This window comes from Corynebacterium sp. HMSC075F02, from assembly GCF_001838335.1.
Lineage (GTDB): Bacteria > Actinomycetota > Actinomycetes > Mycobacteriales > Mycobacteriaceae > Corynebacterium > Corynebacterium jeikeium_D.
Map to the genome: position 1 here is coordinate 121,146 of NZ_KV836313.1, position 15,943 is coordinate 137,088.

The 15,943-nt window shown below is 60.1% G+C and carries 12 protein-coding genes; 5 read left to right on the plus strand and 7 right to left on the minus strand.

The features are described 5' to 3' along the window. Positions 1-113 precede the first annotated feature (113 nt). On the minus strand, positions 114-617 hold the full coding sequence (locus HMPREF2920_RS06910; RefSeq protein WP_016421520.1) for an NUDIX hydrolase: 504 nt from the start codon (positions 615-617) through the stop codon (positions 114-116). A gap of 135 nt (positions 618-752) precedes the next feature. On the opposite strand from HMPREF2920_RS06910, the gene HMPREF2920_RS06915 reads away from it, so the two are divergent. The 4 genes from HMPREF2920_RS06915 (at position 753) to HMPREF2920_RS06930 (ending at position 6,914) form a co-directional block, all read left to right on the plus strand. After that, entirely contained in the window at positions 753-2,411 is a 1,659-nt protein-coding gene (locus HMPREF2920_RS06915) for a hypothetical protein (protein WP_070601043.1), read from the plus strand. Then, positions 2,408-3,487, plus strand: a complete 1,080-nt coding sequence (locus HMPREF2920_RS06920) for a glutamate ABC transporter substrate-binding protein (protein ID WP_049193784.1) — start codon at positions 2,408-2,410, stop codon at positions 3,485-3,487. Before HMPREF2920_RS06915 ends, HMPREF2920_RS06920 begins: the two co-directional genes overlap by 4 nt. After that, the gene (locus HMPREF2920_RS06925) at positions 3,484-5,949 is read left to right on the plus strand and encodes a serine/threonine protein kinase (protein WP_070546056.1); all 2,466 of its coding nucleotides are present in this window, start codon (positions 3,484-3,486) and stop codon (positions 5,947-5,949) included. Before HMPREF2920_RS06920 ends, HMPREF2920_RS06925 begins: the two co-directional genes overlap by 4 nt. A 113-nt stretch (positions 5,950-6,062) precedes the next feature. Next, positions 6,063-6,914 carry a L,D-transpeptidase gene (locus HMPREF2920_RS06930; RefSeq protein ID WP_070854114.1) on the plus strand — a complete coding sequence of 284 codons (852 nt, stop codon included), beginning with the start codon at positions 6,063-6,065 and terminating at the stop codon, positions 6,912-6,914. A 241-nt stretch (positions 6,915-7,155) separates the two neighbouring features. On the opposite strand, the gene HMPREF2920_RS06935 is transcribed toward HMPREF2920_RS06930, so the two are convergent. Then, the gene (locus tag HMPREF2920_RS06935) at positions 7,156-8,352 is read right to left on the minus strand and encodes an acetate kinase (RefSeq protein WP_049193781.1); all 1,197 of its coding nucleotides are present in this window, start codon (positions 8,350-8,352) and stop codon (positions 7,156-7,158) included. A 5-nt stretch (positions 8,353-8,357) separates the two neighbouring features. After that, positions 8,358-9,683 (minus strand): phosphate acetyltransferase, encoded by a 1,326-nt coding sequence (gene pta / locus HMPREF2920_RS06940; RefSeq protein WP_224783755.1) that lies wholly within the window; start codon positions 9,681-9,683, stop codon positions 8,358-8,360. 726 nt (positions 9,684-10,409) lie between these two features. On the opposite strand from pta, the gene HMPREF2920_RS06945 reads away from it, so the two are divergent. After that, entirely contained in the window at positions 10,410-11,798 is a 1,389-nt protein-coding gene (locus HMPREF2920_RS06945) for an FAD-dependent oxidoreductase (RefSeq protein WP_069358957.1), read from the plus strand. A gap of 33 nt (positions 11,799-11,831) precedes the next feature. On the opposite strand, the gene HMPREF2920_RS06950 is transcribed toward HMPREF2920_RS06945, so the two are convergent. From HMPREF2920_RS06950 to HMPREF2920_RS06965, 4 genes are all read right to left on the minus strand, one after another. Continuing rightward, positions 11,832-12,602, minus strand: a complete 771-nt coding sequence (locus HMPREF2920_RS06950) for a sirohydrochlorin chelatase (RefSeq protein ID WP_070601040.1) — start codon at positions 12,600-12,602, stop codon at positions 11,832-11,834. A gap of 55 nt (positions 12,603-12,657) precedes the next feature. Further along, positions 12,658-13,959: a sulfate adenylyltransferase subunit 1 gene (locus tag HMPREF2920_RS06955; RefSeq protein ID WP_049189478.1), complete on the minus strand. Its 1,302-nt coding sequence runs from the start codon at positions 13,957-13,959 to the stop codon at positions 12,658-12,660. Further along, entirely contained in the window at positions 13,959-14,885 is a 927-nt protein-coding gene (gene cysD / locus HMPREF2920_RS06960) for a sulfate adenylyltransferase subunit CysD (protein ID WP_049189477.1), read from the minus strand. The genes HMPREF2920_RS06955 and cysD overlap by 1 nt, the downstream gene beginning before the upstream one ends. A 117-nt stretch (positions 14,886-15,002) precedes the next feature. After that, on the minus strand, positions 15,003-15,767 hold the full coding sequence (locus tag HMPREF2920_RS06965) for a phosphoadenylyl-sulfate reductase (RefSeq protein ID WP_048734528.1): 765 nt from the start codon (positions 15,765-15,767) through the stop codon (positions 15,003-15,005). Positions 15,768-15,943 lie beyond the last annotated feature (176 nt).

Here is a 15,943-nt window from a genome sequence, read left to right on the forward strand (position 1 = left end):
ACAAGTAGACAAGCCGCTCTCCCGACTTAAAAGTCGCGCCGGGGAGCGGCTTTGGTGTGCCAAATCTCAGCGTGCAGCCTCAATGGTCGGTGTTAACCTCAGACCTTAGCCACCTAGCCAAGGGCCTCCAACAATTTCTCGAGGTGCGCGCGCACCCGGGGCCACGATTCCACGAAAGGCGGCAGCAGATTGAGGCTGTCGACGTCGTCAAGCGGAATCCAGCGCAGCTCTAGAGACTCTTCGTTCGGATTCGTCTCCAGCTCTTCGGCAGCTAGTGCGTAGACCGTGTGGTACTTCCAGCCGCCGGCGAGCTCGGGGCGGTCCGGATCGGCCGGGAAGGGCCCGGTGGTGACCTGCGTGTCGAGGATGCGAAGCTGATGCTCCAGCAGCCCAGTTTCCTCAGCCGTTTCACGCAGCGCGGTCGCCTCAGGAGTCTCATGAGAATCACAAGCCCCACCAGGAACACCCCACGTTAGGGGGAACGATGTCCAGTCAGCTCGATACTGCATAAGCACCGTGCGCTGAGGGCTCACAATCAGCAGCCCTGCAGCTCCGAAGCGTCCCCAGCAGCGCGTACCGTTGGGGCCGGCTGCCCAACCATTTCCATCCTGAAGCATGTCTCCACCCTACGCCAGATACCCTTGTGTTTTCCGTCACAAGCCCGAGCGACTAAGATTTGCAAGGAACTAACGTTGCTCTGAGCGGAGAGATCGTCGCAGGCGACTTCGGTCACGTCGGAAGGACACGTGCACATGGGTGAAACCACTTCAAGTGCGCCTCATTCCCGTGCCCACGACAAAAACCGAAACCCATTCCACCGCAAGAATCGTGCTCCACGCCGAACTCGTTTCAGCGGTCGCACCACTCCCGGTGGCGAAAGCTTAGACATACACACTGCGGCTCAGGCGGCAAAAGAATCGAAAGATACTCCCGACACCACCCCGGCTACCGAGAGTGCGGCACCATCAACTGCTCTGGAAACTACAGAGTCCTCGGCTAATGCCCCAGCAACGGCCACAACCCCAACAGCCCTAGCAGACTCTCCGCGCGATACAGACTTGCGCGTGGATGCCCTGGAGATTGGCCCGCGCAACCGGAGATTGACACGTTTTCTCGGTGAGCGCCTCTACGACAAGCTCGGCCCGTCGGCCACGTATGTGCGCCGGTCAGCGTCATTTTTGATAACGTCGCCGGGCCGATTGACCATAGTCGCCCTCATCCTCATCGTCGCAATCCTGGCCGCCGGCCTATCCATGTGGCAAACAACCTCGCAACGCCAGCAGCAGCTCACCCGCATTTCGCAGCTGAGCGAGCCGATGGCCAATGCCTCGCAGAATCTCTATGCCTCGCTGACGATTGCCGATGCGTCGGCCAACACCGCTTTTTCCCGCGGCACGCTCAACAGCAGCCAGGACTTGGTCAGCAACTTCGACGATGTCATCGCACAAGCATCCATGTCCGCTACCCGCGCAGCTACGGGCATTGAAAACGTCGATGATCCAGAGATGAAGGATGTCGCGACTGTACAGCGACTGTTGCCGGTCTACACCGGCATGGTCGAGACAGCTCGCGCGAATGCGCGCCAGGGCAACCCCGTCAGTGTCGCGTACCTCGCCTCTGCCTCAAACTTGATGCAGGTCCAGATTCTGCCAGCTGCAAAATCGCTCTACGAACGCACCAGTACCACCACTAATGAGGAGCAGCGCCAACTATCGAAGCCGCCTCTTTTCCCGATGTCAGGCCTGGCAGCGGCAATTTTGATGCTGCTAATCACACAGTGGTGGCTGACTCGCCGCACCGGTCGACTATTCAACGTCGGCCTGTTTGGTGCAACCATGCTGATGGCCATCGCACTTGTCGGTGTGGGAATCGCCACCACTCAGCCGTGGCAGTCTAACTCCCTCTTCGGAGAGCAGCGCCCGGACGTTCATGCCCTAACCCAAGTACGCATTGATGCCCAGCAGCTACGCGCCAGCGAAACCCTCGGCTTAGTGCGCCGTCAGCCCGCGGATGCGGAGTCCTTCTCGCAGTCGGTGCGCACCCTGGTCGGCGAGCTGGAAAGAGTGGACGCCAACGCGCCGGACGACGATGTCAGAGCCGCCATCCACGGTATCTACAGCTGGGAGTCCGGCCACAACCTGATGATGGAGCACTTGAGTTCAGGCGACTACGCCGGTGCGGTTCGCATCGCGACCGATGTGGATAATGCCAGCTCGTCGGCGACTGCGTTCAACCAGGTCGATGAGTCGCTACAGAATTCCATCGCCGAGTCCCGCCTGACCGCCCGTGAGAACCTCGACCAATCCCGTCGCGCTATCGCGGCACTGTCCCTCGCCACGGTTACGCTGACCGTCATCGCGGCAGTTCTGGTTGTTTTCGGCTTCCGACACCGGCTTCTGGAGTACCTATGATTGTTTCGTTCTCCCCGTCGCTCCACAGTCTCGCCGGTTGGCGGCGCAGGGCCGTCCTTGGTGCACTCGCCATCGCCGGGCTCACCGTCAGTGCCTGCGCGACCGATTCGCTTGCCGACGATCCCTACTCGCGCACAATCCTGGAGGCCACCGGTGACTTCCCCCTGCCACCGGGCGCGTTCTACGACAAAGCCTCCTCGAGGAAGCCTGCGGCAGAAGCCAACACCCCAGATCTGTCCACACTCGCCCCCGATGACCAAACACCGGAAGAGCGAATCCCGGAGATTTACCAGCGCGGCCGCATCATCGTTGGTGTTGACCAATCATTGAACCTGCTCAGCTTCCGCGACTTCAGCAGCGGAGAGCTCTCGGGGTTTGAAGTATCCCTGGCACAAGAGATTGCCCGGGACATCTTTGACAATCCCGATGCTGTCGAGTTTCGGTTCGTCGACAGCAACGAACGCACTGCCGCACTCGAAGACGGCACTGTCGATGTCGTTTTGCGCACTATGACGGTCACCGATGCCCGGCGCGAAAGGGTGCTGTTCTCCACACCGTATTTGACAGCACGAGCTGGAGTTCTAGTCTCTTCGCCGGGTGGCGATGCTTCCCCCGAGGACGTCGAGGACGGTCGCATCTGTGTCTCCCGGGGATCCACTACCGAGGATTTGATTCGACGGCTCTCGCCGAACAATACGCTGCTGTTGGTCGGTAACTGGTCGGATTGCCTCATTTCACTTCAAAACAGCCAGGCAGAGATTGTCGTTGCCGATGACACCATCCTCGCTGGTATCAACGACCAAGATCCGGCTACCGCCATTGTCCAGCGGGGCTTGAACGAGGAAAGCTACGCGGCCGGTGTATCCAAGGGGAACCCAGGCCTAGTTCGCCAAATCAACGCGACCCTGGAGCGTATGGCGAGCGACGGCACCTGGCAGTCCCTCTACGACACTTGGTTCGGCCCCTTCCTGCCAAGCGGTACACAGCCATCGCCACAGTACAGCGACGACGAAGACATACTTGGAATCTCCCCCACACCGGAAGCTGCTCCAGAAGGCGAGGTGGATAACCGATGAGCGACGAAAACCAGTACTCCGAGCATGCCCAGCAAGCCCAGCATCCCCAGTACACGCCGGAGCCCCAGGAGGATGCTCACGCAGAGGCAGAGGCAGCTGCCACTCAGGCCGTCGCCTTCGACCCATTCGCCGATGAAGACGACGAACAAGAGCCCGGCACTGCCGCTGTCGCCTTCGACCCTTTTGCGGACGATGATGACGATGACGAAGAGTTCGATATCGCCGAATTGTTGGGGCGCGGGGGCTCGTCGTCAAGCGCGACGACCCAACCCGGCGCCCAGACGCCAGATCCGTCGATGGCCTCGCACCGGAAAGCGTTGGAGGACTTCCGCCGGAGGCGATCGAATGCACACCGCGGACGCACTGTCGCCGACGGCATGGTGCACCTGCCGTACATCACAACGCAGGATCCGCGCGATGCAGTAATGAGTGATGAGAAGATTCGAGCGACGAATAAGCCGGCGCCGAGCCTGAAAGCCGGCGATATCGTGGCGGATCAGTACGAGATCGTGGGCCCGATTGCCCACGGCGGGCTCGGCTGGATTTACCTGGCGATTGACCACAATGTCTCGGATCGTTGGGTCGTGCTCAAGGGCATGATGGCAGCGAAAAACGAGAAGGATTTCGCCGTAGTCCAGGCGGAACGCGAGTTCCTCGCGGAAATCTCGCATCCGGGAATTGTGAAGATTATCAACTTCATCGATGAGACGGACGCCAACAGCGCCACCGGCTTCATTGTGATGGAGTACGTCGGCGGCCCGTCGTTACGCAAGCAGCGACGGAGCTACCCAGACGGCGTCATGCCCTGTGACCTAGCGATTGGCTACATCCTGGAGCTGCTCCCCGCGCTGGATTACCTGCACTCGCGCGGCGTTGTCTACAACGATTTGAAGCCGGACAACGTGCTGCTCAGCGAAGACCACGTCACGCTTATCGACGTTGGCGCGGTCACCGGCATCGGCGCCTACGGCCATATCTACGGCACGCCCGGTTTCCAGGCGCCGGAGATTGCCACGACGGGACCAACGATTGCCAGCGATATCTACACAGTCGGCCGCACGCTGGCCTCGCTGATTCTGAAGTTGCCGGCGACCAACGGCATCTACGACCCGGGGCTACCCTCACCTGTCGAAGAGCCTCTATTCCGCCGTTTTTACTCGCTCTACCGCTTCCTACTACGCGCTTGCCACGAGAACCCGGAGGCTCGCTTCGGTTCTGCCGAAGAGATGAGTGTGCAGCTCATCGGCGTATTGCGCGAGATTCTGGCGGTGCGCGACGGCGTGCAATTCCCGCAGGCGGTGTCGAATTTCTCGCCGCAGCGTTCCACGTACGGCACCAAGCACCTGGTGTTCCGCACCGATCAGCTTGTCGACGGCATCACCCGCGGCGTGGAAATCACTCCGCAAGAAGTGACCTTCGCGCTGCCTGTACCACTGATTAACCCGACAGATCCGGGTGCGCGCATCTTGAGTGCCTCGTCGTTTACAGAGCCCAACGAACTTATCGAAACACTGACCAATGCGCTGTCCGAACCCGAGTATGGCTCTTCCGTGGAAATTCCACTGGGCATCGTGCGTGCGAAACTGGACCTCGGATTAATTGATGAGGCCCGCGACAGCCTCCGCGATGTCTCTGAACGTTTGCAGCGCGATTGGCGTTACCACTGGTACGAGGGCGTGACTTATTTGCTTCTCGACCAATTCAACGATGCCCTCGCCTCGTTCCACCACGTGCTGACGATGCTGCCCGGCGAGCCCGCCCCGAAGTTGGCGCTGGCAGCGACTCTCGAGTTGATTCAACAGCGCTTGGGCATCGCCAACGCATCTCTCCTCGAGCCCGCTGTCGCCCGCGCCGCCGCGAACTTGAGCAGCGCGCTGGATAATGTCGCTGCCGATACGCCCGAGATCTTCTCCCCCGCCTGGGCCAGCGAGTCCCTGTCGCCTCAGACGATTCGTTTCAACACCCTGCGTCTCTACGCCGTCGTGTGGGCGGCCAACCCGACGACGGTATCCTCCGCCTTCGGGCTAGCTCGTCAGCTGGCCTCTGAGCGCCAACACGAAATGGCTATCTCCCAGCTTGACCGCGTACCCGGTAACTCCCGTCACCATCGCATGGCACGTTTGACGACGATTCTGATGCTCACCTCAGGGATGCCCTCCGAGTTAACTGAATCGAGAATTCGCCGTGCTGCGCGTCGTCTGGTGGAGCTGCCGACGAATGAACCGCGCATGCCACAGCTGCGCATCGCCGTGATGGCGTCCGCGCTGAACTGGTTGCGCAGCTCGAACCTCGACCATGCAGCTAGCTCCAATGGTCTTTTCGATGCGCCCTTTACCGTGGCCGGCCTGCGTGAAGGATTGGAAAAAGACTTACGGATGCTGGCACGCTCTTCGCAGTTTCCGCGACACCGCTACAACTTGGTGGATATCGCAAATCTCATTCGGCCACGGACTTGGCGTTAGCTCTCTAACAGCTCCTTACCGAACCTGGTCAAACATGCTGTTGTGGGCCTGAGCGCCACCCCAGAATTGGTGAATAAAGAGAGAATTGCCTTTCGTGGTTTAAGATATCCTCTATGTTTGCCTCTTCGAAATCCTCTCTCCGCAGCGCTAAGCGCGTAATTATCAGCGCTGCAGCCCTCACCACCGCCTTTGGTATTGGGGCCGGCACTGCCGTTGCCCTGCCGGTTTCTCCAGACCTGCAGTCGCTTAGCCAGAGTGTTCGGGACCTCAAGCTGCCGGAGATCTCGACTCTGAATTCGGGCGACCTTGCCCCTGAGCTCTCTGAGGTACTGGATTCCTCTTCGGTGAAGCTGCCGGATTCGGTCGTCGCTCTGATTAATGAAAACTTCAAGTTCGCTGAAAACAACAAGCAGGTGGCGGACAAGGTCAAAACTCAGCTGCTGAACGCCATCGACAGCCTGCCGTTGCCAGCTGCACAGAAGGCCGAAGCCACCCGCGTCGTCAACGAGATTTTCGGTTTGCTGGGGGGCCAGGACGAGCCGTCGCAGCCTGAGCCGGCGCCTGCCCCTGCTCCACAGCCAGAGCAGAAGCCACGCCCTGAACCACGCCCAGAGCCAAACAACCCGTGCCCGCCGAGCGCCCGCGCATGCGTTGACCTGGCTAACCAGAAGACCTGGCTGCAGGAAAACGGCAACATCACCTACGGCCCGGTGCCAATGTCCTCCGGTATGCCAGGTTACGAAACCACCCGTGGCCACTTGAGCGTTACCCGCAAGGTCCGCGATGAGTGGTCGGTTCCTTACAACGGCCCGATGCCGTTCTCTGTGTACTTCACCAACGACGGTGAGGCTTTCCACGAGGGTTCGGTCAATCAGATGTCCCACGGCTGCATTCATCTGAATCACGATGATGCCGTGATGTACTTCAACACTCTGCAGGTCGGCGACGGCGTCTACATCTGGTAGTTACCCGCGCTGATGCGTTGAAATAATGAACAGGTGACTGAGCCTATTGAGGCATAGGCGCAGTTTCCCTGGCGGTGAAAAATGAGCTCGCCCCACTAGATTCTTCCAGTTTGGAAGGCAGTGGAGGCGAGCTCATTTTTTGTTGAGTTACAGTCGCGGATTCAACAGGTGAGGTACACGGCAGCCGTCGATTACGGGTTACCGGAACCCTGCCTACTCGTCAGGGTTCCGGTCCAAAGAACTAGTCCACGAAGCTCATTGCGTAGCGGGCAATGGCCAGTTCCTCATTGGTCGGTACCACGAAGACCTTGACCTTCGAGTCATCCGCCGAAATCAGACGTGGGCCGTCATTCGGCTGGGAGTTGAGCTCGTCATCAATTTTGATACCGAAGTTCTCAAGCTCAGCCATCGAATCACGGCGGATACCGACGTGGTTCTCACCGACACCGGCGGTGAAGGTGATGGCATCGAGACGACCGAGAATCAGCATGTACGAGCCGATGTAGCGGCGCAGCTGGTGAACATACATCTGGTATGCAGCCCAAGCATCCGGGTCGTGGTCATCCATGCGCTCCTGCAGGACTCGGAAGTCATTGACACCAGAGACACCCTTCAAACCAGACTGGCGGTTGCACAAATTGTCGATCTCATCGATGCTCATGCCGTTGCGGTAGAGGTGGAAGATGACGCCCGGGTCAATGTCACCGGTACGAGTGCCCATCATCAGACCAGCCAGCGGAGTCAGCCCCATCGAGGTATCCACCGCCTGGCCACCTCGGATAGCCGCACACGACGCACCATTACCCAGGTGCAGCGTAATCTGGTTGATTTCCTCTGCCGGCTTATTCAGAAGGTCCGGCACCTGCTTGGAAACAAACTCATGCGAGGTGCCGTGGAAGCCGTAACGACGGATATCAAACTTCGATGCGACCTCTGCGTTGAGCGGGTACAGAGCAGCAGCTGGCGGCATGGTGTGGAAGAAACCAGTGTCGAAGACGGCGACGTGAGGCACGTCCGGAAGCAGCTTGCGAGACTCTTCGATGCCTACGATATTGGCCGGGTTGTGCAGCGGCGCCAGCGGAATAAGGTCGCGGATCATGCCGACGATTTCGTCGGTAATCAGCTCCGGTCCAGAGAACAGGCGACCACCGTGAACGACGCGGTGACCGACGGCGGCAATATCCACCGACTCCGGACCAACACCGTGCTCATCCATCAGCTCGAACGCGCGGTCAAGGCCACTGGCATGGTCAGCGATAGGCTCAGTGATTTCAATCTTCTGTCCGGAGAACTTCAGATTAATAATGCCGTCTTCTTCGCCAATGCGCTCCACCAGACCGGAGACATACGGCGGCTGCGTTGAGTCCTTCTCTGGATCTACCAGCTGAAACTTGATAGAGGAGGAACCGGAGTTCAAAACAAGTACGTGACGGGACATAATAATTAGTTTCCTCCAGCCTGAATAGCGGTAATTGCAACCGTGTTGATGATGTCCGGCACCGTGGCGCCACGAGAGAGGTCGTTGACCGGCTTGTTCAAGCCCTGCAGAATCGGGCCGATTGCCAATGCACCACCACAGCGCTGGGCAATCTTGTAACCGATGTTACCGGCGTCCAGATCCGGGAACACGAAAACAGTTGCCTTACCCGCAACGGAGGAATCCGGCATCTTCTTCGCAGCCACAGACGGGTCAATAGCGGCATCGAACTGCAGCGGACCATCGACAGCGAGGTCCGGGGCCAGCTCCTTGGCCTTGGCCAAACCCGCCTTCACACGGTCAACATCCTCACCTGTGCCGGATGCTCCAGTGGAGTAGCTCAGCATGGCGACGCGGGCGTCGATACCGAAGGAAGCTGCAGTCTCGGCGGATACTACCGCGATTTCACCCAGCTGTTCCGGAGCCGGCTTCGGCAGCACCGCACAGTCCGCAAAACCCCACAGCGAGTTGTCCATAACCATGAGGAACAGCGACGACACCGTGGAAGCCGACGGCTTGGTCTTAATGATTTGCAAGGACGGACGAATGGTGTGCGCAGTTGTGTGGGCTGCACCGGACACCATGCCGTCGACAAGCCCGTTGTGAATCATCATCGTCGCAAAGTAGGAGATGTCCTGCATCGTCTCACGGGCCTGCTCCAGCGTGACCCCCTTGGCCTTGCGCATCTCTGCGAACTGTTCCGCGAACTGCTCAACATATTCGGAGGTCTGTGGGTTCCAGAGATGGGCGGCGTCGATGTCAAAACCAAGTTCGGCGGCGCGCGCCTTCATAGCATCCGGGTCACCGAGGATAGTGAGCTCACAGATGTCCTCGCGCAGGAGGTAATCAGCGGCCTCAAGAATGCGGTCATCATCCCCCTCTGGCAGCACAATGTGGCGCTTATCAGTCTTGGCGCGCTGCAACAGCCACCACTGGAAACGCTGTGGAGTCATCACTGCGGTGACCTCGCGGCTTACGACCTTGCGAAGCCCCTCAGCATCGTCAACGGCAACAACGGGAACGTCGAGATCGAGAGTCTTAGCAGCCTCGACTGCTTCCTCCCCTGTGAGAACAACAGCGAGTACCTCGCTGTGACGCTGAGCTGCACTGCTGAGCGCCAAACGAACGCGAGCCTTTGCGGCCTCTGTGTGACAGCCCTCGCCACCAGCGACAACGATGACACCGGCACCGGCGACGGTGGCGATGCGGAAGTCAAAATCGAGGTTGCCGGAGCCGGTCAGAACAGCCGCCCCCTCGTTAGCAGCGCGGTCGTCCTCAACAGCACTGACGATGGTGTCAAGCGCGGATTCCGGATCCACAACAACCTGATCCACAGTGGCGCCGTGAGCCCCACCGACAGTGTGGAGGCAACGTGCCCCACCCAGTGCCTCAGACAATGCCGTAATGACATCCTGTAGATCGTCTGCGCGGTCCACTGAAGTAATCAGGACTGCGGAGTTGTTGGTGGACGCTTGGGCGTTCTTATCGCTCACCGACGTTCCTTTCTCGCACTGCGCTTAATCGTTGACTTATTTGAACGTTGACTTGGCTCGAGCCATTGGACTGCCGGAGGCTCAAGATCATGCTGAGCTTCCAATCCCGCTGAGTCCCAAATCATTATTTTCATCTTATTGTGAGTCACCTTACATCTCACGACGGACTCAAACCTCTTTGGTTACCCCTGGTAGCCACACTTTTCCCCACAGATTCCAACAATTTTCCCGCACAATCGCGCCTTTTAGGCGGTTTTTCTAGTGAACTATCCCAAATTCCCACATTGGACGTGACTAAGGTCACATTTAGTTTTGTACGCCTTCAAAAGCATCTCACCGATGATGTGGTGCTCGCCTCTCGATTTTTCGTAAGTTATCGCTACGATTGGGGGCGCTACCATTGGGAATGTCGAATAAACCGATAGCTCACCAATAACTCCTTTCCCCACGAGGTCACCGCTGGCAGCTACTTACGCCGCGGTCTCGTGGCCGTCGTAAAGCATTAGAGAAAGAAGGACACGCTTCATGAATCGCCCGCTCCGCGTTGCCGTAATTGGCTCTGGCCCGGCCGGTGTTTATGCTTCCGATGCACTGATGAAATCCAGTACTGACGTGGAAGTCGATCTGTTTGAAAAGATGCCGGCTCCATTCGGTCTAATCCGCTACGGCGTCGCCCCTGACCACCCACGTATCAAGGGCATCATTATGGCCTTACACCGTGTGATGGAAAAGCCGGAGCTGCGCCTGTTTTCCAACGTTGAGTTCGGCAAGGACATCACGCTCGACGAATTAAAGGAGCATTACGACGCCGTCATCTTCGCCACCGGTGCCGTCGGCGACCGCGCGCTGCCAACGCCGGGTGCGGATCTGCCGGAGCACTTTGGTGCTGGTGAATTCGTGGGCTTCTACGACGGCAATCCGCTCTTTGAGCGCACCTGGGACCTCTCGGCGGAGTCCGTGGCCGTCGTCGGTGTCGGTAACGTCGCGCTGGACGTCTCCCGAATCCTGGCGAAGACCGGCGAGGAACTGCACGTCACGGAGATTCCGGACAATGTCTACGAGGTTCTGAAGACCAATAAGGCCAAGGAAGTCCACGTCTTCGGTCGTCGCGGGCCGGCACAGGCCAAGTTCACTCCGCTGGAGCTCAAGGAACTGGACTACTCGCCGAACGTAGAGGTCGTGGTCGATCCACGCGATATTGACTACGACTCTGCATCCGAGATCATGCGCCGCAACTCCAAGATCACCGACCAGGTCTGCACCATCCTGGAGAACTACGCCATCCGTGAGCCGAAGAACGCACCGCACAAGCTCTACATTCACTTCTTCGAGTCGCCAGTGGAAATCCTCAGCGAGGAGGGTACCGACGGCCAGCAGCATGTGACAGGCTTGCGCACTCAGCGCATGGAATACGACGGTGCTGGCGGGCTGCGGCCGACCGGAGAGACCACCGACTGGAAGGTCGGCGCTGTCTACTCCGCCGTGGGCTACCGCTCTGATGCGCTGCCGGGTATCCCGTTCGACAACGTGAAGAATGTCATTTCCAACGTCGGTGGTCGAGTCATCGAATCCGACAACACCGAGGATGAAGCAGCCGAGGCCATCACTGGCCTCTACACCACCGGTTGGGTTCGCCGCGGACCGGTCGGCCTGATTGGTAATACCAAGGGCGATGCCAACGAGGCCGTGGCCAATCTGCTGGCCGATGCCGCAGAGGGCAAGAAATTCAACCCGTCGAAGCCGGAGTTGTCCGCTATCAACGAGCTGCTGGAGTCCAAAGGCATCGACTACCTGGACTGGGAGGGCTGGCACAAGCTCGATGCTGCGGAACGCGCCGCTGGCGAGGCCGAGGGCCGCGAACGCAAGAAGTATGTCGAGTGGGATGAGATGGTCACCCACTCCAAGGGCGAGTAACGGCGAGTAACTAGGACGGATAAAAAGCGTCGGCTACGCCACTACCTTCACGTCCGTGTACGCGGCGCGCGAGTCCCAGCGGCAGCACACAATCGGCGCCAACAGCTCGGCCAATGGCTCACCAAAAGCCACCTGACCAGCACCGTCGGCAGCGCCCGCCTCGATGACTCGATCCCACAATAGGCCCGGCGCGGTAAACAGCGGCACCACTACGAGTCCGCGACCGCGCTTGGCCGCGCGCTCCTGTGCCACGGCCACAGCATCGGATCCCTTGATCTTCTCAGGACCGACCACGAATGCTGCACTCACATGTCCCGGCAGCATCCCGCCAAGATTTGCCGCAAATTGGTGCACCGCCGCATTGGCCTCCTCATCAGAGGAGCCGACCCCCATCACCAGCGCATCGACCGGCCAGGAAAAAGACGCATTCTCCGCCGCTTCAATGATTCGCTTCACGACGGCGCGCTTCGTGCCGTCGCCAAGCCCGAGTCCTTCAGCCACTGTGATGTCAACACCATGCCGATCGCAGAGTCGAACCTGCTCGGGAACATCGACTCGCGAGTGGAACGCATCGGTGAACAGCAGCGGTACGGCCAGCGCCTGAGTCTCGCCGGCAGCGGCGAGCTCACCACATACGGCATCTAGCGAGGGCTCGTCGAGGTCCAGCCAGGCGAGGCGAATCTGAGAGGGCGCATCCAGACGGGTGAGCGGCATCTTCTCGCGCACGAGTGCGACCACCTCTTCGAGCACCGGTTTGGTCTCTGGGTGCCGGGAACCGTGCGCAAGCAGAATCAGTGCGGTCATCGATGGTCTCCTCAGGCTCGCTAGCTGTGCTTTCTGGTTTCTCTATCTGGCGGCTCTACTGGGCAGCGCCACGCACGAGGCCTGCGGTGAGGGTGTCACCGGTGCCCGGCTCGATGAGCAGGAATGCACCGACACGGCCACCGACGCGGTAGGCATCGACCGGCAGCGGCTGTGCGACCTCGACGGTGATCTCCGCGACGTCGTTGACTGCAAGCTGATCAGCCACACCGGTGGGCTCACCGGTTTCGATATCGATGAGCGCATCGACGGAAGCGATACGACCACGCACCAGCGCGGCACCATAGCGCACCTCTACGACGCGACCGACTGCCAACGGCTTGTCTGCAAGGTGGACGGCCACGGCGGAGAAACGGCGCACGTCTTCCGGGCGCGTGCCACTGATGAGGTCGCCACGGGCTAGGTCGAACTCGGCATCCAGGCTGATGGCCACCGACTGGCCGGCCACGGCCTCAGTGACATCCTCAGCTGCCACGGTGATCTTCGTGACCGTAGCCTGACGGTTGGCGTCTACGGAGACAACATCGCCCACACGCACGCTACCTGCGGCGATACGGCCGGCGTAACCACGGTATTCAGTGGCGTGATCGCGAATGACATAGTCGATGGGCAGGCGCAGGTCAGCCTCGGCATCGGTTTCCAGGTCGGCACCGATGTTGAGGTTTTCCAGCAGCTCCAGCACGGTCGGACCCTCGTACCACGGAGTGTGCTCAGAAGAATCGACAATGTTGTCGCCGACCAGAGCCGACACTGGAACAACGAAGGTGTTCTGCAGACCCAGGCGCTCTGCTAGTGCTGCCACATCCGACTCAATGGCGCGGAAGGCCTCTTCGCTGTAGTCCAGCAAGTCAATCTTGTTGACTGCGAAAATCACGTGGCGAACGCCCAGCAGACCGGCCACCGTTGCGTGACGCTTGGTCTGCGTCACGACGCCGTTGCGCGCGTCGATAAGCAAAACGACGGCCTCGGCGGTGGACATACCGGTGACGGTGTTTCGGGTGTACTGCTCGTGACCTGGGCAGTCGGCGAGGATGAAGGAGCGGACGTCGGTGGCGAAGTAGCGGTAGGCGACATCGATGGTGATGCCCTGCTCACGCTCGGCCCGCAGACCGTCGACCAGCAGCGACAGGTCCGGGTTTTCCTGACCGCGCGCCTGTGAGGAGGCGACGACGGCCTCGTACTGGTCAGCGAGGATATTCTTCGTGTCGTGCAGCAGGCGACCGACGAAGGTGGACTTACCGTCGTCGACGGAGCCAGCGGTGCACAGGCGAAGAGTGCGACGAGCGCGAGTGGCGCGGTCAGCGGAAATCAGGGTAGCTGGGGAATTTGGCTGGCTCATCAGAAGTAACCTTCCTTCTTACGGTCTTCCATGGAGGATTCGGACAACTTGTCATCTGCGCGGGTAGCGCCGCGCTCGGTGAGCTTGGATGTGCGAAGTTCCTCCATGACCTCCGCAATAGTGGTGGCAGTCGATTCGACAGCGCCGGTGCAGCTCATGTCACCGACAGTGCGGTAGCGGACAGTGCGAACCTCGAGGGTCTCGCCGTCGCGGGGGCCACCCCACTCGCCCGGTGCCAACCACATGCCGCCGCGGTTGAACACCTCACGCTCGTGGGCGAAGTAGATGGGAGGCAGTTCGATGTCACGGGCTTCGATATAGGCCCAGACGTCGGCCTCGGTCCAGTTCGAGATCGGGAAAACGCGAACGTTCTCTCCGGCGGCGTGGCGACCGTTGTAGAGGCCCCACAGCTCAGGGCGCTGACGGCGTGGATCCCAACCGCCGAAGGAGTCGCGGACGGAGAACACACGCTCCTTTGCGCGGGCCTTCTCCTCATCGCGGCGGGCGCCACCGAGAACGGCATCGTAACCGCGGTTGGCAATGGTCTCCACCAGCGGCACGGTCTGCAAGGGGTTGCGGGTGCCGTCGGCACGCTCGGTGAGCACGCCGCTGTCGATCCAGTCTTGGACCTTGGCTACGTGCAGCTTGATGCCCGGCTGAGCGGCAATCTTGTCGCGGAATTCAATAACTTCGGGGAAGTTGTGGCCGGTGTCGACGTGGAGCAGCTCCAGCGGGATACCCGCCGGTGCGAAGGCGCGCTTGGCCAGCTCGAGCACGACGACGGAATCCTTTCCGCCGGAGAAAAGTAGTGCCGGACGCTCGAACTGACCGGCGGTCTGGCGAATAATGTCGATGGCCTCGGCTTCCAGCTCGGCAAGCCGCGGGTCGAGGCGGTTTTGTACGGAAACGGTGGTTGAGCTAGTCATGGGGGTTCTTTCTGTTGGGGCTGTGTTGGCTGTTGTAACTGCGCTGTTTTAGCTGATATCGGTTATCGGCGGGCGGCTAGTGGCTGGCGGCAAGTAGCTGTCTGCTAGCCGCTCGAACTAGAGGTGCAATCCGCACTCAGTCTTCTCGGAGCCCGCCCAGCGACCCGAGCGCGGATCCGCGCCCTCTGCCACTCGCGCGGTGCATGTCGCGCAGCCAATCGACGGGAACCCCTGTTGCGTCAGCGGATGCACAATGAGGTCGTTGTCCTCGATGTACTGGGCAACATCCTCATCTGTCCAGGTGGCCAACGGGTTGAGCTTGATGCGACCAGTCTTGTCGATCTCCAGTACCGGCGTGTGTGCGCGGGTCGGCGCGTCGACGCGCTTCAGACCTGTGACCCAGCCCTCGTAGGGGCGCTTCACGGCAGACAGCGGCTCGACCTTCCGCAATGCGCAGCAACGCGTCGGGTCGGTCTTGTACAGATCAACGCCCTCTTCGGCGTCCTGCTCGGCGCGGGTGCGCTTCGGCTCAATCGACAGCAGTCGGTTGTCGTAACGCTGTGCGACCTGCTCTGCCACGTCGAGGGTCTCCGGGAAGTGGTAACCGGTATCCAGGAAAATCAGATCTGCCTCCGGCGCGTGCCGAGCAGCCAGTTCCGCCAACACTGTGTCCTGCATCGACAGGGTCACAGCCAGTGGCGTGTGCAGGTGCTCCGCACCCCATTCCAATACTTCCCCAGCAGTGGCGGTCTCCAGCTTGGAGCCCCACTCCAGTGCGAGCTCAATCAGACGGCGAGCAGTTTCCGGGTTGTCCAGCGCGTCTTCACGCGCGAGCGCCTCCTGAGTCTTAATGACCTCAGCGGTTTTCAGTCCCGTGCTCATGACGCCACCTTTCTATCGATATGTCCGTGCAGTTTCACTGTGAATACCCGGCAGCATTCGCGGCATTGCCAGGCGTAATCGGTTTCCAGGTCGGGCCACAGATCATCACCGCCGCAGTAAGGGCAATGCATCACCGCACCCCGGTTCGGATTGGGGTGTGCGCTTCGGCCACCGAT